The following is a 22,059-nucleotide window of genomic DNA, read 5'->3' as shown; positions in this document are numbered from 1 at the left end:
AGTCAGGGAAAGGTCAGAGTAGCCCCAGTTGTTCGACCTCGGGGGTGCGCGGCAATTCCGGCAACGCGGCAAGGCCCGGCAGGCGCTGCATCAGGCGTTGGTGAAAGCGCTGGGCCAAGGCCGCTGCCAGGCGGTTGTCCGAGGTGTGCAGGAAGATGTAGGGGTTGCGGCCTTCCTCGACCCAGGCAGCGACCTTGTCCACCCAGGGGGTAAGAAAGGCCTCGTTGGCCTCCAGCTGCGGGTGGCCGATGAAGCGCACCTGCGGGTGCTGGCTGAAGGCTGCCGGGCGTGGCGGCACCTTGGGCTTCTTCGCCTGCGCATGCAGCACGGCGGGGTCACGAGAGGTACAGCTGAACAAGGCGCGCGGGTCGAGGCAGATACGCTCCACGCCACGCTCATGCAGCAGGCGGTTGAGCAACCGCTCTTCTTCACCCTTGGCGAAGAAGGCCTGGTTGCGCACCTCCACGGCCACCGGCACTCCGACTTCGTCAAGGAAGTGGCAAAGCTCGCCCAGCCGTGCGGGGCTGAACTGGGCCGGCAACTGCAGCCAGTACGGCGCTACGCGCTGGCCCAGCGGGGCCATCAGGCGGGTGAAGTCAAAGGCCGGTTCCAGCTGATCGCGCAGGTCGCCTTCATGGCTGATGTCCCGGGGGAACTTGGCAGTGAAGCGGAAGTGTTCGGGCATGATCTGCGCCCAGCGCGCAATGGTGCCGGGTGCGGGGCGTGCGTAGAAAGTGGTATTGCCCTCGACGGCGTTGAACACCTGGCTGTAGTAGCCGAGCATTTCACTGCTGTTGGCGTCGGCGGGATACAGGTAGTCGCGCCAGGCGTTTTCGCTCCATGACGGGCAACCGAGAAAATAAGGCAGTGGTGATGGACTCATCCACTAAATGTACAGGTCGAGCCCCAGCACTTCCATGTCCCAGTCGGTAAAACCGGCGGTGCTCAGGTAGCTGGCCAATGCGGTAGCGGTGCGGCGGTCACGGGCGCGGGGGAAGATCATGTCCTGCTGGCGGGCTGGCAGGCCACCGCTGCGACGGCGGGCGGTGGCTTCCTGAGGGGTGGTTTCGACCTCCTCGATCACCTCGGCATCATCGATGGCCTCGTCACGCACCGCTGCCTTGCGTGGGGTGCGCTTGATCGGGTAGGACTGCGATGAGAAACCGTCGATACGCATGGCATGAGCACTCAGAACCAATGATGGCAATTTAGCAGCATCAGGGTTCCATCGCTAATGCTCGAGTGATAACTGGACCACAGATCGCGCAAAAGGTTTTAGTGTCATCGGCGATAACCGACGAACAACACTCAGCGCTTCTTGGGTGTCGCTACATTATCGCGCAGGTAGACCGGTTGCGCCTGTTCGGCAGCGATCGCCTCGCCGCGTGCCCAGGCAAAGCTGGCCAGGCTGAGGATATCCAGGGCGTTGGGCAAGGCACTGGCATTGCTGGCTGCCACCTGCACCGCCAGGCGCTCGGCATAGCCCCAACCGGTACCGGCACCGAACCACTCGCCAGCGCTGCCCGCCGGCAGCGCCACCTGCTCGGGCGGCAGCACTGCCTCGTGGCCAACCAGGCGCATTTCGCCCTCGGTGGCCTGATAGCAGCCCCAATACACTTCATCCATGCGCGCATCAATGGCGGCCGCCACTTGCTGCACGCCGTGCTCGCGCAGCGCGCCCTGGGCCAGTGCGGCCAGGTTGGACACCGGCAAAACCGGGCGCTCCAGGGCGAAGGCCAGGCCCTGGACCACACCGATGGCAATGCGCACGCCGGTGAATGCGCCCGGGCCACGGCCAAAGGCGATGGCATCCAGCGCATTCAGCGCCACGCCGGACTCGGCCAGCAGCTGCTTGATCATCGGCAGCAGCTTCTGGGCATGCATGCGCGGGATCACCTCGTAATGGCTGGTTACCTTGCCGTCATGCAGCAGTGCGACGGAACAGGCTTCGGTGGCGGTATCCAGGGCCAGGAGGGTGGTCATCGAACGGGTATCCAGGTACTAGGGGGAAAAGAGCGGCAGTATAGAGCAGCGGCGGCGTTGTGTCCCGAAGGGGCCGCTGTGCGGCCCATCGCCGGCAAGCCAGCTCCCACAGGGACTGCACATGGCTTGAAATCGATGCAGTCGAGGTGGGAGCTGGCTTGCCGGCGATGGGCTGCGTAAGCAGCCCCAAAACAACAACGGCCCGCAAGCGGGCCGTTGTCGAGGTGCGTCGGGCGCTGGATCAGCTCAGGGCTGCCAGAACCTTGGCGGTGATGGCTTCGACCGAGCCGACGCCTTCGATGTGGCTGTACTTCGGCTTGCCGGCATTGGCGGCGGACAGCTTCTGGTAGAAGTCCACCAGCGGCTTGGTCTGGCTGTGGTAGACCGACAGGCGATGGCGAACGGTTTCTTCCTTGTCGTCATCACGCTGGATCAGGTCTTCACCCGTCTCGTCGTCCTTGCCTTCCACTTTCGGCGGGTTGTACTGAATGTGGTAGGTGCGGCCCGAGGCCAGGTGCACGCGGCGGCCAGCCATGCGGCCGACGATTTCCTCGTCGTCCACGGCGATTTCCACCACGGCGTCGATGTCGACACCGGCAGCGACCATGGCTTCGGCTTGCGGGATGGTACGTGGGAAGCCGTCGAACAGGCAGCCCTTGGCGCAATCAGGCTGGGCGATGCGCTCCTTGACCAGGCTGATGATCAACTCGTCGGAGACCAGCTGGCCGGCATCCATGACTTTCTTCAGTTCCAGTCCCAGCGGGGTACCGGCCTTGACGGCGGCACGCAGCATGTCACCGGTGGAAATCTGGGGGATACCGAACTTTTCGGTGATGAACTTTGCCTGAGTACCTTTACCGGCCCCGGGAGCTCCCAGCAGAATTACGCGCATCTCGTGCTCCTCAAATTTTTTTATGAAATTCAATGGATTCGGCGACCAGGGCCAAGTCCGGAAAATCGGGTATGACCATAAATCGGTCAGAAGGCTGCTCAAGATACACAGCGCCCGGCAGCCAGACAAGCGTCCCAAAGTTGCAGGAATGCGCCACCTACGGCTGGCCTGGCAGGCGGTTGCGCCCGGCGCAACCACCCTCTTCGCCCACTTGCATCCCCCGCACGGCACCTGCCCTGTGCGCCCCGGGCCTACCCTCAGCCGGTGTTGCGCAGGCCGGCTGCAATACCCGCCACTGTCACCAGCAAGGCCTGCTCCAACGGGCTGTCCAGAGCGGCTTCGCGGCTGCGAGAGCGGGCCAGCAACTCGGCCTGCAGGCGGTGCAACGGGTCCAGGTAGGTGTTGCGCAGGCTGATGAATTCCAGCGTCTCGGGGCTGTGCGCCAGTAGCACCGGCTGCCCGGTAAGGCCCAGTACCACCTGGCACGACTGCGACAATAGGTCGCGCAGGTGCGCACCCAAAGGCAGCAGGTGCGGTTGCACTAGACGTTCGTCGTAGGCCTCGGCGATCTGCGCATCGGCCTTGGCCAGCACCATCTCGAGCATGTCGATGCGGGTGCGGAAGAACGGCCATTGCTCGCGCATCTGCGCCAGCAGTTCACCCTGGCCACGGGCCAGGGCATTGTTCAATGCCGTTTCCCAGCCAAGCCAGGCCGGCAGCATCAGGCGGGTCTGGGTCCAGCCGAAGATCCAGGGGATGGCCCGCAGGCTTTCGATGCCACCGGCGCGACGCTTGGCCGGGCGGCTGCCCAGCGGCAGGCGCCCCAGTTCCTGCTCCGGGGTGGACTGGCGGAAGTACTCGACAAAATCGGGGTTCTCCCGCACCACGCCGCGGTAGGCCTTGACGCCATCGGCGGCCAGTTGGTCCATCACCTCGCGCCAGGCCGGCTGCGGTGGTGGCGGTGGCAACAAGGTGGCTTCGAGCACGGCGGCCAGGTAGAGGTTCAGGTTCTGCTCGGCGATGCCCGGCAAGCCGAACTTGAAGCGGATCATCTCGCCCTGCTCGGTAGTGCGGAAGCGTCCGGCCACCGAACCCGGTGGCTGCGACAGGATCGCCGCGTGGGCCGGGCCACCGCCGCGGCCTACCGTGCCGCCACGGCCGTGGAACAGCAGCAACTCGACTTGGTGCTCGGCGCAGATACGCACCAGGTTTTCCTGGGCCCGGTACTGCGCCCAGGCTGCAGCCGTGGTACCAGCGTCCTTGGCCGAGTCGGAATAGCCGATCATCACTTCCTGCGGGCCGCGCAGGTTGGCGCGGTAGCCTGGCAGGCCGAGCAGGCGCTGCATCACCGGGCCGGCATTGTCGAGGTCGGCCAGGGTCTCGAATAGCGGCACCACGCGCATGGGCCGAGTCAGGCCGGCCTCCTTCAGCAGCAGCTGCACCGCCAGCACATCCGAGGCAGCACCGGCCATGGAAATGACGTAAGAACCCAGCGAGGCGGCCGGTGCGGCAGCAATTTCCCGGCAGGTGGCCAGTACCTCGGCGGTATCGGCCTGCGGCTTGAAGTGCGCGGGCAGCAGTGGCCGGCGGTTTTTCAGCTCGGCCTGGAGGAACTCGATGCGCTGCTCTTCATCCCAGTCGGCATAGCGCCCCAGGCCCAGGTAGTCGGTAATCTCGCTCAACGCATCACGGTGGCGGGCGGCGTCCTGGCGCACGTCCAGGCGGCCCAGGAACAGGCCGAAGGTCACGGCGCGGCGCAGGCAGTCGAGCAACGGGCCTTCGGCGATCACACCCATGCCGCAGGCGTGCAGGGACTGGTAGCACAGCTCCAGCGGCGCGATCAGGTCGCGGTTGTCCACCAGCACCTCGGCGCTGGCCGGCTGGCTGCTGGTCAATGCCGAATGCGCCCAGGCGCGCGTCGCCCGCAGGCGATCGCGCAGTTGCTTGAGCAGGGAACGGTAGGGTTCGGCACTGTCGCCGACCCGCTCGCGCAGGGCATCGTCGGCCTGCTGCATGGACAACTCGGACGCCAGCGCATCGATGTCGCGCAGGAACAGGTCGGCAGCCATCCAGCGCGCCAGCAGCAGGACTTCGCGGGTGACCGCTGCGGTCACGTTGGGGTTGCCATCACGGTCACCGCCCATCCACGAGGCGAAGCGGATCGGCGCCGCCTCCAGCGGCAGGCGCAGGCCGGTAGCCTCCAGGAGGGCCTTGTCGACCTTGCGTAAATGGCTGGGGATGGCGTGCCACAGCGAATGCTCGATCACCGCGAAGCCCCACTTGGCTTCGTCCACCGGCGTCGGTCGGGTGCGGCGGATTTCTTCGGTGTGCCAGGCCTCGGCGATCAGCCGGCGCAGGCGCTCGCGCACCTGCTGGCGTTCGGCCGGGGTCAGGTCGCGGTGGTCCTGGGCTGCCAGTTGGCCGGCGATGGCGTCGTACTTCTGGATCAGGGTGCGGCGGGCCACTTCGGTGGGGTGAGCGGTGAGCACCAGCTGGATGTCGAGCTTGGCCAATTGCCGGGCCAGGGCATCATTGCTGTGCCCGGCCTGCTTCAGGCGCGCCAGCAGCTCGGGCAGCACCCGGGCCTCGAACGGCTCGGGCTGGTCGGCGTCGCGGCGGCGGATCAACTGGTACTGCTCGGCCATGTTGGCCAGGTTGAGGAACTGGTTGAAGGCCCTGGCCACGGGCAGCAAGTCTTCATCGGCCAGGTCCGCCAGGGTCGAGCTCAGTTGCTCGCCGGCGCTACGGCGGTCGGCCTTGGCACTGTGGCGGATGTCCTCGATCTTCTGCAGGAACGCCTCGCCATGCTGCTGGCGAATGGTATCGCCAAGCAGTTCACCCAACACATGGACATCTTCACGCAAACGCACATCGATATCGGTCATTGGCCCTCTCTCCGGCGCGGCTCTGGCGCATTGCATCCCTTTTCAGCCTTTACGCGAGCCCCTGTGGGAGCGGGTTCACCCGCGAAGCATCCAGCGCGGTGCCTGGCACCGGCTGCGCCGGTGTTCGCGGGTGAACCCGCTCCCACAGGGGTGCGCGGTATTCGCCCCAAGAGTGCCCACAGCCAGGCGCCGATGGCAAGCCGTGATCGGCCAAAGCAAACTAAAGTGAAAGCACGACACTCCCATGCAATGCAGCCCTTTCAGGCGTCAACAGAGGTCATCATGAAAATCCGTGAACTCGCCCAGCACTGGGAACAGAATGCCGCCGGTACCCTCAGCCCCACGGGCCATGTCCTGCATCTGGACCTTGAGTCCGAAGCGCGCCTGGCCGCGCTGATCGACATGTACCCCAAGCGCACCGCCGAGGAACTGCTCGGTGAGCTGGTCGCGGCAGCCCTCGAGGAACTGGAAGCCAGCTTCCCCTATGTGCAAGGCCGTCAGGTCATTGCCACCGACGAGGAAGGCGACCCGCTGTACGAGGACATCGGCCCTACTCCGCGCTTTCTGTCACTTTCGCGACAGCATCTGCACGCCCTGAGCAACCCAGCAGCCGACAGCGAGAAGTAACCCGCCGCCCCCGCTCCGGGCCTGGCAAAGGCCCGGAATACCGATACGCCCCGCGAAAGTTCCGGGCGAATCGCACTGACCGATTAGTCAGAAATAGTTATCCGCTCAGGATGATTTTTTCTGAACTATCCGAAAAACGCGCCAGTCACAGCCAATAGCCATCACGCTAAAACCCTGCACACCTGCCGTTGTGCACCGTTGAGCTGAAGCGCGTGCACGTGTCAGGGAACGAGCGATGGACTGCTACGGACAACGTCGTAAACAGGAGTGATCCAATGGAACTGACCACCAAGAACACCCGCATCTACAAACCCTCATCCACTCATGTGCGCGGGTTCAAGCTGGCAGCGCTGGCCCTGGGCAGCAGCCTGGTCCTGGCCGGCTGTGCGGGCAACCCGCCCACCGAGCAGTATGCAGTCACCCAGTCCGCCGTGAACTCCGCCGTCAGCGCTGGCGGCACCGAGTTCGCCGCCGTGGAAATGAAAGCGGCACAGGACAAGTTCAAGCAGGCCGAGATCGCCATGCATGACAAGAAGTACGACGACGCCAGGCGCCTGGCCGAACAGGCCGAGTGGGACGCCCGCCTCGCCGAACGCAAGGCCCAGGCGGCCAAGGCCCAGAAGGCCGTGCAGGATGCCCGCCAGGGCGTTCAGGACGTACGTGAGGAAGGCCTGCGCAGCGCTCAGTGAGCCCTGCCCCGCCCACCTCGGCCTTCGCACACGATCAAAGGATGAACACTATGCGCAACTACGTCATGATTCCCGCCCTGCTGGCCCTGAGCGTCGGCCTTGCTGCCTGCTCGCACGACCCTAACGCCAACCTCGAATCGGCCCGCACCAACTTCTCCTCTCTGCAGAGCGACCCGCAATCGAGCAAGGTTGCCGCGCTGGAGACCAAGGACGCCCAGGACTGGCTGAACAAGGCCGACAAGGCCTACATGGACCGTGAAGACGAGAAGAAGGTCGACCATTTGGCCTACCTGACCAACCAGCGCGTCGAGGTGGCCAAGCAGACCATCGCCCTGCGCACCGCCGAAGGCGAACTGAAGAACGCCTCGGCCCAGCGCGCCCAGGCCAAGCTGGACGCCCGCGACGCACAGATCGCCAAGCTGCAGGACAGCCTCAACGCCAAGCAGACCGACCGCGGCACGCTGGTCACCTTCGGTGACGTGCTGTTCGACTTCAACAAGGCCGAACTCAAGAGCAACGCCTACCCGAACGTCACCAAGCTGGCGCAGTTCCTCCAGGAGAACCCGGAACGCAAGGTGATCGTCGAGGGTTACACCGACAGCGTCGGCTCGGCCAACTACAACCAGGGCCTGTCGGAGCGCCGCGCCAACAGCGTGCGCATGGCACTGGTACGTGCCGGCGTCGACCCGGCGCGCATCGTCGCCCAGGGCTATGGCAAGGAGTACCCGGTAGCGGACAACTCGAGCAATTCGGGGCGTGCGCAGAACCGTCGGGTGGAGGTGACCATCTCCAACGACAACCAGCCGGTGGCGCCGCGCTCGGTGAGCCAGGTACAGCAGTAAGGCTGGCTAGCTGAACTGACAAGCCCCGCGATCGAAGCGGGGCTTTCTTTTGCCTGTTCCGGCCTCTTCGCGGGCTTGCCCGCTCCCACAGGTACGGCGCCAGTTTCGAGCTTTGCGCAATCCCTGTGGGAGCGGGCGTGCCCGCGAAGAGGCCAGTTCAGGCAGCAGATATCTTGAGCTTTGCACAGTCCCTGTGGGAGCGGCTTTAGCCGCGAAAGGGCCAGCACAGGCAGCAGAGATAATGGCTCACTGCACCTGCTGCGGGGTTTCCTCGCCCATGCAACGCACCGCGCGCTTGCGGTTGTCCACCAGCACCCCGGTCAGGCCTTTCTGCTGGGTGTCGAACAGCACCAGCACGCCATCGACGCATTGGGCCACTTGTGGTGCCGGGTCCAGCGAGACCTTGTAGTCCTCGCCAGGGATGGTCTTGAGCATGGTGAAGTCCTGCAACAACAGGGCATCCTCGGGCTTGGCGAAATGCAGGTAACCGTAGTACCACAAGGCCCCCACCGTCACGATGATGCTGCCGACACCGGTCAGGATCAGCGGGATGGCGTTGCGTTCTTCACTCATTGCTTGTTCTTCTCGTCAGGGTAATTGGGTACTTCGGCCAGCCGCCGCAGGCCGTTGAAATGGCTGGGGTCGTCAAGGAAACGCAGCATCACCTGGCGCCAGGTCGGGTCGGCGAAGGTCTGCACGTGGCCACCGCGGGTCAGTTGCAGCACCCGCGGCGCTGGCGCGTGCTGGTACAGGCGGATGCCGTTGTCCATCGGCACCAGGGTGTCGTCGATGCTGTGGAAGAACAGCTTGGGCGGGCTGCTCAGCTGCTCGATCGAGCGGATCGCGCTGTCACCGTCCGGCACCAGCCACGACAGCGGCACCTGCAGCGGCCAGGTCATCCACGAGGTGCTTAGGGCAAAGCGCCCGACCGCACGGTAACTGGCCGGCACACCGTCGAACACCAGGGCACTGAAACGCTGGCGCTGCTCCGGGTGGGCCGCCAGGTAGTGAATGGCCATGGCCCCGCCAAGGCTCTGCCCCAGCAGTACCAGCGGCTTGCCCTTGACCTCGGGGGCCTGCTCCAGCCAGGCCATGGCCGCGGCGATGTCCTCGTACACCTCGGGCAGGCTCGGCTCGCCCTGGGAGAGGCCATAGCCGCGGTAATCGATCATCAACACCTGGTAACCCTGCTCCGGCAGCCAGTAGCTGCCGCCCAGGTGCCCAGGCAGGTTGCCGCCATTGCCATGCAGGTGCAGCACCGTGCCCTTGACCTCGACCCCGGCCTTGGCCGGCAGCCACCAGCCGTGCAGGCGGATGCCATCAGCAGTGGTCAAGGTGACATCGCGGTACTCGAGCTTGGCCCGCTCGGGCGTGAACGGCTGGCCGCGCTCGGGATAGAACAGCAGGCTGCTGCAACCGCCCAGGCCCAGCAGGATCAAACCCAGGGCCAGCAGGCGGCAGCACTCAGAGAATGTTCGCGTAATCGGCTTCAATGCGGTCCAGGCTCAGGTGGTTGAGGAAGTTGGAGAAGCACATCCAGGCCGACAGCGCGTTGAGGTCGCGGAACTGCTCGGGCAGGTACTTGGGCGGCTCGACCAGGCCTTCCTCGACCAGCTGTCGCAGGGTACGCATGTCTTCCAGGGTGGTCTTGCCGCAGAACAGCAACGGGATCTGTTCGAGCTTGCCCTTCTTCACGGCCAACTGAATGTAGTTGTAAACCATGATGAAGCCTTTGAGGTAGGACAAGTCCTTGGTAAATGGCAGGCCATTGGGCACCGACCCACGGAACACCCGGCTGGCGTTGCTGTAGCTCTGCGCCATCTCGAACCCCTGCTCGCGGAAGAAGTTGTAGATCTGCATGAAATCGGCACCCTCCTCGACCATGTGGATGGCGCGGGTGCGATTGGTGAGCTTGCGCAGGCGGCTGGGGTAGGAGGCGAAGGCGATCACCTCCATGAGGATGGCCAGGCCTTCCTGGGTCACCGTCGACGAGGGCGGGCCCTTGGCCAGGAAGGTACAGATCGGCTGGTTCAGACCGTTGAGCGTGGTGCCGACATGCACCAGCCCTTCGTGCACCTCCAGGGCGCGCACGTCACGGGCGTTGAACATGGCGTCGGCACGCACCTTGATGTAGTCGGCCCCGGCCGCGGCATCAGCGACGATGCCGTCGGACTCGAACACACGGATGGTCCCCTCTGCCTCGCCGAACACCTTGTTCAGCCGGTGCTGGAGGATTTCCACGGCCTCCTTGGCAGTGAGGTTCTTCGGTTCGTCCTTGAGGTCGCCACGGCCATCGATGTTGTTCAGGTAGTCCGACAGCATCAGGCCGAGGTCGGCCAAGGTCGGATCACCAGCGTGGAAGGCATCCGAGGCAGCGCCGTACAGTTCCTGGGAGATCAGCCCGAAATCCTCGGTGCCGCGCGCTTCGAGCATGCGCACCACCATGCGGTATTCGCGGCACATGCGCTTCATGATCTGCCCGACCGGGTTGAACTGGCCGAGCTGGCGAATGATGTCGCGCTCGATGCCCTGGAACTCGGCCTTGACCGCGCTGGAGTCGAACGCCAGCGGGCGCGACTGGTAGTAGGCACGGTCGACCGCCGGCGGCTCCTTGCCCTTGGCCTTGAGGAAACCCTGGCGGATATTGTCGTCCCACTTCACCGCGTCCAGAACCCGGATCGGGGTCTGTGCCGCAACGATGCGGTCGGACAGGGCACGGATGGTTTGCTGGTATTCGTCCACCGGGGACTCCTTTCTAGTACAGGAAACCTGTACCGGCCTCTTCGCGGGCTCGCCCGCTCCCACAGGAGCGGCGCCACAGTCGAGAGCAGCGCTGTACCTGTGGGAGCGGGCAAGCCCGCGAAGAGGCCGGCACAGGTAATTACTTGCCGGAGCGCTGGAACCGCGCCACTTCAACGAACAGGTCGGAGTTGGCCGGGTCATCCAGGTACGCCAGCACCCGCGCCGACGGGCTGTCGATCAGCACGCCGTCGCCGTTGTCTTCCGGCACCTCGGTGCTGCGCCCGGTCAGCTCCTTCTTGTCCACCGCCTGCTGCACCTGCTCGACATCCAGGTTGTAGACCACCAGTTCCTTGCCATCGACGATATCGAAACCGCCGATCAGGAAGTTGCCACCCAAGCGCTTCGGCACGCCAGCCGACAGGTACCAGCGGTTGCCGTGGCGCGACACGGTGAACACGTATTCCTCGGGGGCCTTGCCCTTGGCCGTGGCCACTGCCTTGTAGGCATCGCCGCCGCTACGGCTGATCACCAGCTTCAGCGGCTCGCCCCATGCGTCCTTGCTGCTCCACTTGCCGAGCAGGGCCTTGGGCGCCGCCTGGTTGCTCGGCAAGGGCTCGTGGAAGGTCACCAGACAACCGCCCAGCAGCAGGAATGACAAAGTCAACAACACCACACGCCAGGCTTTCATCAGGTTCTCCTTGAAAAGTCGGTCTCGGCTCAGGCCGATGCCAGCACCAGCTGCAGGTATCGGCTAAGCATAGCGAGCATCTGCCCATCGGCTTGCGCGTTCGCATCCTTGAGCAGGCCCTGATATTCCATCTGCTCGATAATCGCCGTCAACATTTGGGCGTCCTGTTCCGGTTGCTGCGAGCCCACCACCTGCAGCAATTGGCGGGTGCCATGCAGCAGGATCTGTTCATGGGCGCACACCAGTTGAGCCAGGCGCGGGCACAGCAGCGCCTCCTGGCGGAAGGCCTGCTCGGCCATCAGGAAGTCGCGGCGGTTCAACAGTTGCCGCTGTACGTAGTCGGCTGTCATGCGCGCTACCTCGTCAGCCAGGCGTGCCCGCGCCTGCGGGCTGCCGTCACCCTCGGCCAGCAACTGGCGCAACACCACCTCGGTATTGGCCCACAGCTTGGCCATGTAGGCGGCGCTGCGTTCGACGTACTGGGCAAAGGTATCGGTGAGCAGGTCCTCGATATCCTTGAAGTAGTAGGTAGTGGCCGACAGTGGCACACCGGCCTCGGCGGCGACGGCGCGATGGCGCACACCGCGTACGCCATCGCGCACGACAATGCGCATGGCGGCGTCGAGGATCAGTTGGCGACGCTGCTCGCTGCCCTGGCGGGCAGTCTTGCGGCCTTGGTATTGCACGCTTTCGGCGACGGCGGTGGCGATGCCGGCGGCGCCCTGGTGAGGCATTGCGGGTGTCACGGGGTGTACCTCATGGTTCAAGTCATCTGCAGCCTGTACCGGCCCAATCGCCGGCAAGCCAGCTCCCACAGGGGGCCCACAATCTTCAGGACTTGCGCAGTACCTGTGGGAGCTGGCACCCATAGGGGTCCCACAACCTTCAGGACTTGTGCAGTACCTGTGGGAGCTGGCTTGCCGGCGATAGGGCCGGTACTGACAACATAAAGCTTCAGGCAAGAAAAAGCCGCCTCGAAAGGCGGCTCGTTCAATTCACTCAGGCCTGCGGACGCATGTGCGGGAACAGGATCACGTCGCGGATCGACGGCGAGTTGGTCAGCAGCATCACCAGGCGGTCGATGCCGATGCCTTCACCAGCAGTCGGCGGCATGCCGTACTCCAGGGCGCGAACGAAGTCGGCGTCGTAGTGCATGGCTTCGTCGTCACCGGCGTCCTTCTCGGCCACCTGGGCCAGGAAGCGCTCGGCCTGGTCTTCGGCATCGTTGAGCTCGGAGTAGGCGTTGGCGATCTCGCGGCCACCGATGAACAGCTCGAAACGGTCGGTAACAGCCGGGTTGTCATCGTTGCGACGGGCCAGCGGCGACACTTCGAACGGGTACTCGGTGATGAAGTGCGGCTGCTCCAGCTTGTGCTCGACCAGCTCTTCGAAAATCATCACCTGCAGCTTGCCCAGGCCTTCGTGGCCCAGCACCTTGGCACCGGCCTTTTTGGCGATGTCGCGGGCACGGTCGACGTCCTGCAGGTCGGCAGCGGTCAGCTCCGGGTTGTACTTGAGGATCGAGTCGAATACCGACAGGCGGGCGAACGGCTCGCCGAAGTGGAACACCTTGTCGCCGTACGGCACGTCGGTAGTGCCAAGTACCAGCTGCGCCAGCTCGCGGAACAGTTCCTCGGTGAGGTCCATGTTGTCGCGGTAGTCGGCGTAGGCCTGGTAGAACTCGAGCATGGTGAATTCAGGGTTGTGACGAGTCGAAACGCCTTCGTTACGGAAGTTGCGGTTGATCTCGAACACCTTCTCGAAGCCACCAACCACCAGGCGCTTGAGGTACAGCTCCGGCGCGATACGCAGGAACATGGCCATGTCCAGGGCGTTGTGGTGGGTTTCGAACGGCTTGGCCGCAGCGCCGCCCGGGATGGTTTGCAGCATCGGTGTCTCGACTTCGAGGAAGTCGCGCTCGATGAGGAACTTGCGGATGTGCGAGATCACCTGCGAACGCACACGGAAGGTGTGGCGGGTTTCTTCATTGACCATCAGGTCGACGTAACGCTGGCGGTAGCGCTGCTCGGTGTCGGTCAGGCCGTGGTGCTTGTCGGGCAGCGGGCGCAGCGACTTGGTCAGCAGGCGCACGTTGGTCATTTCGACGTACAGGTCGCCCTTGCCGGAACGGGCCAGGGTGCCTTCGGCGCTGATGATGTCGCCCAGGTCCCAGGTCTTGACCGCGGCCAGGGTTTCTTCCGGCAGGGTCTTGCGGTTGACGTAGACCTGGATACGGCCGGTCATGTCCTGAATGACCATGAACGAGCCGCGGTTGAGCATGATGCGGCCGGCAACCTTGACCGGAATCGCTGCAGCTTCCAGTTCTTCCTTGGTCTTGTCCGCATACTGCTTCTGCAGGTCGTTGCAGTAGCTGTCGCGACGGAAGTCATTGGGGAAGGCATTGCCCTTGGCGCGCTCGGCGGCAAGCTTTTCCTTGCGCAGGGCGATCAGGGCGTTTTCTTCCTGTTGCAGGTCTTGCGCTTCGGTCTTGAGGTCGCTCATTTCGTCATTCTTTCCATCAGGTGTTCGGTGCCCCTTTCGGGCAGGGCACGCGATACCGGCCCCAGGCCAGGTACCGCGGCGGTTGTGTGCGGTTTACAGCCCCTGCTTGAGGCTCGCTTCCAGGTACTGGTCGAGGTCGCCGTCCAGCACCTTCTGGCAGTCGCTGCGCTCGACACCGGTACGCAGGTCCTTGATACGCGAGTCATCCAGCACGTAGGAGCGGATCTGGTGGCCCCAGCCGATGTCCGACTTGCTGTCTTCCAGCGCCTGCGAGGCGGCGTTGCGCTTCTGCATTTCCAGCTCGTACAACTTGGCCCGCAGCATTTTCATGGCGGTGTCCTTGTTGGCGTGCTGGGAGCGTTCGTTCTGGCAAGCCACCACGGTGTTGGTCGGTACGTGGGTAATACGCACCGCCGAGTCGGTGGTGTTAACGTGCTGACCACCGGCACCGGAGGAACGGTAGGTGTCGATACGCAGGTCGGCCGGGTTGATCTCGATCTCGACCTTGTCGTCGATCTCGGGCGACACGAACACCGCCGAGAACGAGGTGTGGCGACGGGCACCGGAGTCGAACGGGCTCTTGCGTACCAGGCGGTGCACGCCGATCTCGGTGCGCAGCCAGCCGAAGGCGTACTCGCCCTTGATATGCACGGTGGCGCCCTTGATGCCGGCGACTTCACCTTCGGAAAGCTCGATGATGGTGGCATCGAAACCACGCTTGTCGGCCCAGCGCAGGTACATGCGCAGCAGGATGTTGGCCCAGTCCTGCGCCTCGGTACCACCGGAGCCGGCCTGGATGTCCAGGTAGGCGTTGTTCATGTCCATCTCGCCGCTGAACATGCGACGGAACTCGAGCTGGGCCAGTTTTTCTTCCAGGCCTTCCAGTTCGGTCACGACGTCGCCGACGGCGCCTTCGTCATTTTCTTCGACGGCCATGTCGAGCAGGTCCTGGCAGTCGGCCAGGCCACCGGACAGCTTGTCCAGGGTCTCGACGACCTGTGCCAGCATGGCACGCTCGCGGCCCAGGGCCTGGGCGTACTCGGGCTTGTTCCAGACGTTGGGGTCTTCCAGCTCGCGGTTGACTTCGATCAGGCGGTCATGCTTGTGATCGTAGTCAAAGATACCCCCGAATGGACTGGGAACGCTCGGTGAGGTCCTTGATGGTGTTCAGGATCGGTTGGATTTCCATGGGCTGGCTACTCGCACGAATTCGGTGAAAAGCCTGCGAGTATAACCGAGTCCGCCGCAGGGCGGCAGACCCGCCGGGCGGTAGAAGTGGTGTCGGCAGAATGAGGTGAACGCCTGCCCCGGCCTATCGCCGGCAAGCCAGCTCCCACAGGTACAGCGCAGGTCTCAGGCATACGCTGTACCTGTGGGAGCTGGCTTGCCGGCGATGAGGCCCTGTCAGGCGATACCAACCTGGTTGCGCCCGCCATTCTTGGCCTGGTACAGGCCTTTGTCCGCAGCCGAGATCAGTTGCCGGCTATGGCTGCCGATGGGCGGAGTCTGGGTGGCCAGGCCAATGCTCACGGTCAGATACGAGTCGGGCACCGGCGCGGTGTGCGGGATGCCCAGGCCGAGCACGGTCTGGCGCAGCTTCTCGGCCACCAGGCGTGCCCCGCCCGGCGTGGTGTTGGGCAATACCAGGACGAATTCCTCGCCACCATAGCGCGCCGGCAGGTCGGTCGGCCGCGAGCACGAGCCGCGGATCGCCTCGGCCACCTGGCGCAAGGCCTCGTCACCGGCCAGGTGGCCAAAGCTGTCGTTGTAGGCCTTGAAGTAGTCCACGTCGATCATCAGCAGCGACAACTGCTGCTGCTCACGCATGGCCCGGCGCCACTCCAGTTCCAGGTACTCGTCGAAGTGGCGGCGGTTGGACAACCCGGTCAGGCCATCGGAGTTCATCAGCCGCTGCAGCATCAGGTTGGTATCGAGCAGTTGCTGCTGGCTGACGCGCAGGGCGCGGTAGGCCTCGTCGCGCTGCAACAGGGTAAGGTAGGAACGCGAGTGATAGCGGATGCGCGCCACCAGCTCGATGGTATCCGGCAGCTTGACCAGGTAATCGTTGGCCCCGGCAGCAAAGGCTGCGCTCTTGACCAGCGGGTCTTCCTTGGTCGACAGGACGATGATCGGGATGTCCTGGGTCGCCGGGTTGTTGCGGTATTCACGCACCAGGGTCAGCCCGTCCAGGCCAGGCATGATCAGGTCCTGCAGGATCACCGTGGGCTTGATGCGCACGGCCTGGGCCACCGCCTGGTGCGGGTCGGCGCAGAAGTGGAAGTCGATGTTCTCTTCATGGGCCAGGCCACGCCGCACCGCCTCGCCGATCATGGCCTGGTCGTCGACCAGCAGCACCATCGCCGAGTTCTCGTTGGGGGTCGTGAAACCTTCGATCGGTAAATCATTCATACCTGTTCACCCGATCACTGCCGGCCTGGCGGCGTGATTCAATACACTTCGTCATTTTGCGAAAAATTCCATCAAGCGCCCGGCTATGCGTTCCAGCGGGCGGATTTCCACTGCGGCATCGATGGCCGCAGCGGCCTTGGGCATCCCGTACACCGCACTGCTGGCCTGGTCCTGGGCAATGGTCAGGAAGCCCTGCTGGCGCATCAGCTTCAGGCCCTGGGCACCATCGCGGCCCATGCCGGTAAGCAACACGCCCACCGCATCGCCGGTCCAATAGCGCGCCACACTCTCGAAGAACACATCGATCGAGGGCCGGTAGATTTCATTGACAGGTTCGGCAGTGTAGGCCAGTTGGCCGTTCTGTAGCAGGCGGATGTGGTGATTGGTGCCTGCCAGCAACACCTGCCCCGGCTGCGGCGGCTCGCCTTCACGGGCCAGGCGCACCGGCAGCCCGGCAGCGCTGCTGAGCCATTCGGCCATGCCCGCGGCAAACACCTGGTCCACATGCTGGACCAGCACGATGGCCGCCGGAAACGCCGCCGGCAGGCCCTGCAGCAACACTTCCAGCGCCGCCGGGCCACCTGCCGACGAGCCGATCGCCACCAGGCCGCGGCGCTGAGAAGCCTCGCGCAGCGGCGTGGCCACCGGGCGAGCGGCAGGCGAACGTTGCTGGCCGATCAGCCAGCCGATATTGAGGATTTTGCGCAGCAGTGGCGCCGCCGCTTCACGGGGATCGCCCGCGCCCAGCGCCGGCGTATCCACCACGTCGAGTGCGCCGTAGCCCATGGCCTCGAACACCCGGTGCACGTTCTGCTTGCGGTCGACTGTGACGATGACGATGGCGCATGGGGTTTCGGCCATGATCCGCCGGGTGGCCTCGACGCCATCCATGACCGGCATTATCAGGTCCATGAGGATCAGGTCTGGCTGCTGCTCGGTGCAGCGCTGCACCGCCTCGGCGCCATTGCTGGCCACCCATACCACCTCGTGCGCCGGCTCCAGGGCGACCGCCCGGCGCAGCGCCTCCACGGCCATGGGCATGTCGTTGACGATGGCGATCTTCATCCCTGAGCACCTCCGATCAGCTCAACCACAGCATCCAGCAACGCATCGTCATGGAAACTGGCCTTTGCCAAATAGTAGTCGGCGCCGGCATCCAGGCCACGCCGTCGGTCTTCCTCACGGTCCTTGTAGGACACCACCATCACCGGCAGCGATTGCAGGCGCTGGTCGCGGCGCACCAGGGTGACCAGCTCGATGCCGTCCATGCGCGGCATGTCGATGTCGGTGATCAGCAGGTCGAAGTCCTCGCCACGCAAGGCGTTCCAGCCGTCCATGCCGTCCACCGCCACGGCCACGTCATAGCCACGGTTGCCGAGCAGCTTGCGCTGCAGTTCACGCACGGTCAGCGAATCGTCGACCACCAGGATGCGCTGGCGCGCCACGCCACGGGCGCCGCTGCTGCCGCGCTCGATGCGTTCCAGGCTGCCGGTGCTGAGCAGTTTCTCCACCGAGCGCAGCAGGTCCTCGACATCGACGATCAGCACCACCGAGCCATCGTCGAGCAAGGCGCCGGAAGAAATGTCCTGCACCTTGCCCAGCCGTGGGTCGAGCGGCATCACCACCAGCACCCGCTCGCCCACCAGCCGCTCCACGGCCACGCCGTACAGTTGCTCGCGCTCGCGGATCACCACTACCCGCAGGCTGCTCTCCTGCGTTTGCCCGGCCGGGCGGTTGAGCAGTTGGCTGGCCGCCACCAGGCCGATGTGCCGGCCTTCGTGCCAGAAGTGCTGGCGCCCCTCGATCTGCACGATCTCTTCGGCACTCACTTCCAGCGTGCGTTCGATATGAGCGAGCGGGAAGGCATAGGCCTCGCCGCCCACCTCGACCACCAGGCTGCGCACCACCGACAGGGTCAGTGGCACCTGCAGGTGGAAACGGCAGCCCTGCCCGGCCAGCTGGGTCAACTCGATCGAACCGCGCAGTTCACGGATCATGTGCTGCACCGCATCCAGGCCCACGCCGCGCCCGGACACCTCGGTGACCTTGTCGCGCAGGCTGAAACCGGGCAAGAACAGGAACGTCAGCAACTCTTGCTCGCTCATCCGCGCCACCGTGTCGGCGGGCGACAGGGCACGCCCGACAATGCTGCTGCGCAGGCGCTCGAGGTCGATGCCGGCACCGTCGTCGATCAGTTCCAGGCTGAGCATTCCGGCCTGGTGCGAGGCCCGCAGGCGGATCACCCCCTCCTCCGCCTTGCCCGCCAGCAGGCGCCGCTCGGGCAGCTCGATGCCGTGGTCGACCGCATTGCGCAACAGGTGGGTCAGCGGTGCTTCGAGCTTTTCCAGCACATCGCGGTCGACCTGGGTCTTGTCCCCTTCCACCAACAGCCGCACCGGCTTGCCCAGCGACCGCCCAAGGTCGCGCACCATGCGGCTCTGGCCGGTCAGCACATCGGCAAACGGCCGCATCCGGCAGGCCAGCGCGGTGTCGTACAGCAGTTGTGCGCGCTGGCTGGCCTGCCAGCCGAACTCGTCCAGATCGGCAGCCTGCTGCTGCAGGATCTGCTGGGTTTCCGCCAGCAGGCGCTGGGTCTGTGCCAGGGCTTCGAGCACCTCGCTGCTCTGGCCACTGTCCTCCAGTTGCATGCGCAGGCCATCAAGCGCCTGCATGCCCTGGCCGTGCATGCGCTTGAGGCGCTGCAGGGTGGCCAGGTAAGGCTTGAGCCGCTGGGTTTCCACCAGCGACTTGCTGGACAGGTCGAGCAGGCTGTTGAGGCGGTCGGCGGTGACCCGCAGCACCCGCTCCGTACCTTCGCCGGTGCGCTTGCCGGCCTTGCGACGTGGGGCCAGCTCGGGCTCGGGCTCAGGCTCCAAGGGTTCGACAGGCAGCGGCAAAGGTTCGGCTTGCACGGTTTGCACCGGCGCTTCCGGCAGCGCTGGCACGGCTGGTGGCGCGGGGGGCACGGCTGCCGCCCCCGGGTCGAGCAGGTTGGCCATTTGCGCAAGGAACACCGGCACGGTCGCCTGCGCCCCGGCATCGCCAGGCGTGGCGATGCGCATCAACAGGTCGGTGCCTTGCAACAGGGCATCGATATGCTCGGCGCTCAGCCGCAGGCGGCCCTCCTGGGCGGCCACCAGGCAGTCCTCCATGACGTGGGCGACGCTGACGCCAGCGTCCACCCCGACAATCCGCGCCGCGCCCTTCAGCGAATGGGCCGCGCGCATGCAAGCCTCGAGCTGGTCGGCCTGCGTGGGATTACGCTCCAGCGCCATCAGGCCGACGCTGAGCACCTGGGTCTGCGCCTCGGCCTCCAGGCTGAACAGTTCGAGCAACGATGCGTCGCGCATTTGCTCTGGGGTCATGACAGGCTCCGCTGCACGGCAGACAGTAAGTGTTGATCGTCCAGCACCCGCACGCTGCGGCCACGCCATTGCAGGACCGCTGCGGTGAAGTGGGAGGCGTCCTGGCCGCTGCCCAGCAACAGCGGGTCGAGCCGGTGAATGCCGTCGATTTCCTCGACCGCCATCACCACCGGCCCGCCATCCGCAGCCAGGATCAGCATGCGTGGCATCGCCCGGCCGCCCCGTTGCTCGGCAGCGCTGGCCTGCACACCCAGCAGGTCGGCCAGTGACAGGCACGGCACCAGCGCACCGCGGACGTTGGCCACCCCCTGCAACACCCGCGAGCGCTGGTGCGGCAGCGAATGCACCGCCTGCAGCGGGGCAATTTCGGCCAGGCAGGCGGTGGCCAGCGCCAGCCACTCTTCGCCCAGGCGGAACAGCAGCATGGAGCGGCCGGTGTTTTCCTCGACCGGTGGCGCCACGGCAGCCTGGTGGTCCTGCATCAGCGCGTAGCGGTCGAGCAGGCGTGTGGCCGCTGCGGCATATACCTCGCAGTTGCGGCAGTGAACGTGACGTTCCAGCAGCGGGCACTGCTTGTCGCCGTGCACGCCAATGCGGTTCCAGCAGTCGTCGATGTGCGCGTCATCCTCAGCGAGCAATTGCATCGCGGATTCCTTCATCGTTCAGACTCCCGACCAACCCGCGCGGCGCGTTCCTGAAGGCGCCGGGCACCGGCCAGGTCGCCCTGGGCCGCCAGCAAGGCCGCCAGGTGCACCAGCGCCTCGGGGTGCTGCGGTTCCAGGTACAGGGCTTTGCGATAGTGGGTCAGTGCCTGCTGCGCATCGCCTTCGGTATCGCTGAGCAGCCCCAGCCAGTAGTAAACCTGCGCCGAAGGCGCGAACTGGCCCAGGTAGCGCTGGCATTCGGCACGGGCCTGCTCGCTGGCGCCGGCATTGGCAAGCCGGGCGATGCTGGCCAGCAGCTCGCTTGCCTCCTCGCGCTTGTGCTCGCGCGCCGGCGCTGGCTTGGCGGCCACGGGCAGCACCCGCAGTGGGCGCGGCGACGCTGCGCTCGGTAACGGATAGCCTGGCTTGGCCGGTACTGGCGATGTGCGCCGCAAGGGCTGGACCGGGGGCGTAGCCAGCGCAGCGCCGCCACCCTCCTGGCGCACGTAGGCGAACGACTGGGCAATCCCCAGCGGGCGCATGCCCAATCGCGCCAGCAAGCTGCCTTCGGCCGGGCCGATGAACAGCACACCCTGTGGGTGCAACAAGCGCTTGAGCACTTCGAACACCCGTTGTTGGGTCGACACGTCGAAATAGATCAGCAGGTTGCGGCAGAACACGAAGTCGTACAGGCCATCGCGGCTGGCCAGCGCCGGGTCGAGCACATTGCCCACCTGCAGGCTGACTTGCTCGCGCACCCGCTCATGCAGGAGGTGGCCTTCGTCGAGGGCATCGAAGTAACGCTCGCGAAAGGCCAGGTCGCTGCCACGGAAGGCATTGCGCCCGTACACGGCCTGCCCGGCCTTGGCCACGGAACTGGGGCTGATGTCCATGCCGTCGATCATGAACGCTCCCGGCGCGATACCGGCATCGAGCAAGGCCATGGCCAGCGAATAGGGTTCCTCGCCGGTCGAGCAAGGCAGGCTGAGCAAACGCAGCGGGCGCGCCCCGGCCAGCTCGGCCAGGCGCTTGTGCGCCAGGCTGGCCAAGGCCGTGAAGGACTCGGGGTAACGGAAGAACCAGGTTTCCGGGACGATGACCGCTTCGATCAGCGCCTGTTGCTCATCCATCGACTGCTGCAGGTGAAGCCAGTAATCATCCAGGTCCGCAGCGTTCACGGCCACGCAGCGCTGGCGCAGCGCACGCTCGACCATGGGCGCGCCCACCGACTCCACGTCCAGGCCGATGCGTTCACGCAGGAAGCGGAAAAAATGCTGTTCGTTCATGTCGGCATCCCTGTCGGATCATCCGCGTACAGCAACTCGTGCACGGCATCGGGCAGCAGATCGTTGACTTCGATGCGCTGCAACAAGCCCTGCTCGTCCTGACGCACCGGCCCCAGGTACGGGGCTTCACCGCTCTCCACGCCATACGGCTGGAACTCGTCAGGGTGGCAACGCAGGGTTTCGGTGGCCTGCTCCAGGATCAGGCCAAGCTGCAGGCCACCTCGGTAGTGCACCAGCACCAGGCGGGTACTGGTGCGCTGCGCCGCCGGCTGGCCGAAGCTCAATGCCGCCAGGTCGACCACCGGTACCAGCAGGCCCCGGTGTGCAAGGATGCCTGCGACCCAGGCAGGCGCCTTGGCGATCGGCTTGAGAGGCTGGCGCGGCAGCACCTCGATCACCTCGTGCACGCTCAGGGCAAAGCGTTGCTCCCGGATGCGAAACTGCAGGTACAACGCCCCCTTGGCGTTGACCGCCCGCGCGGCGCGCGGTTGCAAGTCGTTCATCG

General features: G+C 65.2%; 21 protein-coding genes. 3 read left to right on the top strand and 18 right to left on the bottom strand.

From position 1 onward, the window contains the following. Positions 1–13: 13 nt before the first annotated feature. From CAG22_RS09110 to ppc, 5 genes are all read right to left on the bottom strand, one after another. The gene (locus CAG22_RS09110) at positions 14–883 is read right to left on the bottom strand and encodes a DUF72 domain-containing protein (RefSeq protein WP_085618272.1); all 870 of its coding nucleotides are present in this window, start codon (positions 881–883) and stop codon (positions 14–16) included. Positions 884–886: 3 nt separating this feature from the next. Then, positions 887–1,177 (bottom strand): hypothetical protein, encoded by a 291-nt coding sequence (locus CAG22_RS09105; RefSeq protein ID WP_085692897.1) that lies wholly within the window; start codon positions 1,175–1,177, stop codon positions 887–889. A gap of 131 nt (positions 1,178–1,308) precedes the next feature. Further along, positions 1,309–1,983 (bottom strand): tRNA (adenosine(37)-N6)-threonylcarbamoyltransferase complex dimerization subunit type 1 TsaB, encoded by a 675-nt coding sequence (tsaB, locus tag CAG22_RS09100; RefSeq protein ID WP_085692898.1) that lies wholly within the window; start codon positions 1,981–1,983, stop codon positions 1,309–1,311. Between the two features lie 241 nt (positions 1,984–2,224). Next, a complete protein-coding gene (adk, locus tag CAG22_RS09095; protein ID WP_003259830.1) occupies positions 2,225–2,875 on the bottom strand; it encodes an adenylate kinase in 651 nt (216 codons plus the stop codon). A gap of 257 nt (positions 2,876–3,132) precedes the next feature. Continuing rightward, a complete protein-coding gene (gene ppc, locus CAG22_RS09090; RefSeq protein WP_085587638.1) occupies positions 3,133–5,760 on the bottom strand; it encodes a phosphoenolpyruvate carboxylase in 2,628 nt (875 codons plus the stop codon). A gap of 282 nt (positions 5,761–6,042) precedes the next feature. Here ppc and CAG22_RS09080 point away from each other — a divergent pair, with 282 nt between their 5' ends. From CAG22_RS09080 to CAG22_RS09070, 3 genes are all read left to right on the top strand, one after another. Continuing rightward, positions 6,043–6,387: a type 1 pili tip component gene (locus CAG22_RS09080; protein WP_013971223.1), complete on the top strand. Its 345-nt coding sequence runs from the start codon at positions 6,043–6,045 to the stop codon at positions 6,385–6,387. A gap of 275 nt (positions 6,388–6,662) precedes the next feature. Then, positions 6,663–7,076, top strand: a complete 414-nt coding sequence (locus CAG22_RS09075; protein WP_003258911.1) for a DUF4398 domain-containing protein — start codon at positions 6,663–6,665, stop codon at positions 7,074–7,076. Positions 7,077–7,126: 50 nt separating this feature from the next. Further along, positions 7,127–7,918 carry an OmpA family protein gene (locus CAG22_RS09070; protein WP_085705326.1) on the top strand — a complete coding sequence of 264 codons (792 nt, stop codon included), beginning with the start codon at positions 7,127–7,129 and terminating at the stop codon, positions 7,916–7,918. 246 nt (positions 7,919–8,164) lie between these two features. Here CAG22_RS09070 and CAG22_RS09065 read toward each other — a convergent pair whose 3' ends face one another. From CAG22_RS09065 to CAG22_RS09010, 13 genes are all read right to left on the bottom strand, one after another. Further along, positions 8,165–8,491, bottom strand: a complete 327-nt coding sequence (locus tag CAG22_RS09065) for a hypothetical protein (protein ID WP_003252219.1) — start codon at positions 8,489–8,491, stop codon at positions 8,165–8,167. After that, the gene (locus CAG22_RS09060) at positions 8,488–9,411 is read right to left on the bottom strand and encodes an alpha/beta hydrolase (RefSeq protein ID WP_085692900.1); all 924 of its coding nucleotides are present in this window, start codon (positions 9,409–9,411) and stop codon (positions 8,488–8,490) included. Before CAG22_RS09060 ends, CAG22_RS09065 begins: the two co-directional genes overlap by 4 nt. Next, positions 9,383–10,660, bottom strand: a complete 1,278-nt coding sequence (locus tag CAG22_RS09055) for a flavohemoglobin expression-modulating QEGLA motif protein (protein ID WP_085618263.1) — start codon at positions 10,658–10,660, stop codon at positions 9,383–9,385. Before CAG22_RS09055 ends, CAG22_RS09060 begins: the two co-directional genes overlap by 29 nt. A 139-nt stretch (positions 10,661–10,799) precedes the next feature. Then, a complete protein-coding gene (locus CAG22_RS09050; RefSeq protein ID WP_003258915.1) occupies positions 10,800–11,348 on the bottom strand; it encodes a hypothetical protein in 549 nt (182 codons plus the stop codon). A 29-nt stretch (positions 11,349–11,377) separates the two neighbouring features. After that, positions 11,378–12,082, bottom strand: a complete 705-nt coding sequence (locus CAG22_RS09045; protein WP_025337938.1) for a TetR/AcrR family transcriptional regulator — start codon at positions 12,080–12,082, stop codon at positions 11,378–11,380. Positions 12,083–12,347: 265 nt separating this feature from the next. Further along, on the bottom strand, positions 12,348–13,850 hold the full coding sequence (lysS, locus tag CAG22_RS09040) for a lysine--tRNA ligase (RefSeq protein WP_013971217.1): 1,503 nt from the start codon (positions 13,848–13,850) through the stop codon (positions 12,348–12,350). Positions 13,851–13,943: 93 nt separating this feature from the next. Next, positions 13,944–15,039 (bottom strand): peptide chain release factor 2 gene (gene prfB, locus CAG22_RS27460; protein ID WP_108480361.1). Its coding sequence is split into 2 segments (ribosomal slippage): positions 13,944–14,966 and positions 14,968–15,039, totalling 1,095 coding nucleotides; the frame shifts between segments, so codons are not numbered across the junction. 215 nt (positions 15,040–15,254) lie between these two features. Beyond that, positions 15,255–16,259: a Wsp signal transduction system regulator diguanylate cyclase WspR gene (gene wspR / locus CAG22_RS09035; protein WP_085587634.1), complete on the bottom strand. Its 1,005-nt coding sequence runs from the start codon at positions 16,257–16,259 to the stop codon at positions 15,255–15,257. 51 nt (positions 16,260–16,310) lie between these two features. Next, entirely contained in the window at positions 16,311–17,324 is a 1,014-nt protein-coding gene (gene wspF / locus CAG22_RS09030) for a Wsp signal transduction system protein-glutamate methylesterase WspF (RefSeq protein WP_025337935.1), read from the bottom strand. Further along, a complete protein-coding gene (locus tag CAG22_RS09025; RefSeq protein ID WP_085705324.1) occupies positions 17,321–19,624 on the bottom strand; it encodes a hybrid sensor histidine kinase/response regulator in 2,304 nt (767 codons plus the stop codon). The genes wspF and CAG22_RS09025 overlap by 4 nt, the downstream gene beginning before the upstream one ends. After that, on the bottom strand, positions 19,621–20,268 hold the full coding sequence (locus CAG22_RS09020) for a chemotaxis protein CheW (RefSeq protein ID WP_075043958.1): 648 nt from the start codon (positions 20,266–20,268) through the stop codon (positions 19,621–19,623). The genes CAG22_RS09025 and CAG22_RS09020 overlap by 4 nt, the downstream gene beginning before the upstream one ends. 11 nt (positions 20,269–20,279) lie before the next feature. After that, positions 20,280–21,554: a protein-glutamate O-methyltransferase CheR gene (locus CAG22_RS09015; RefSeq protein ID WP_085691711.1), complete on the bottom strand. Its 1,275-nt coding sequence runs from the start codon at positions 21,552–21,554 to the stop codon at positions 20,280–20,282. Continuing rightward, positions 21,551–22,057 (bottom strand): chemotaxis protein CheW, encoded by a 507-nt coding sequence (locus CAG22_RS09010; RefSeq protein WP_085691712.1) that lies wholly within the window; start codon positions 22,055–22,057, stop codon positions 21,551–21,553. Before CAG22_RS09010 ends, CAG22_RS09015 begins: the two co-directional genes overlap by 4 nt. Positions 22,058–22,059 lie beyond the last annotated feature (2 nt).

Source organism: Pseudomonas sp. B8(2017) (genome assembly GCF_002113575.1).
In the GTDB taxonomy this organism is placed as follows: domain Bacteria; phylum Pseudomonadota; class Gammaproteobacteria; order Pseudomonadales; family Pseudomonadaceae; genus Aquipseudomonas; species Aquipseudomonas putida_Z.
The sequence above is the reverse complement of the archived record's forward strand: the minus strand, read 5'-3'. Positions and strand labels throughout refer to the sequence as shown.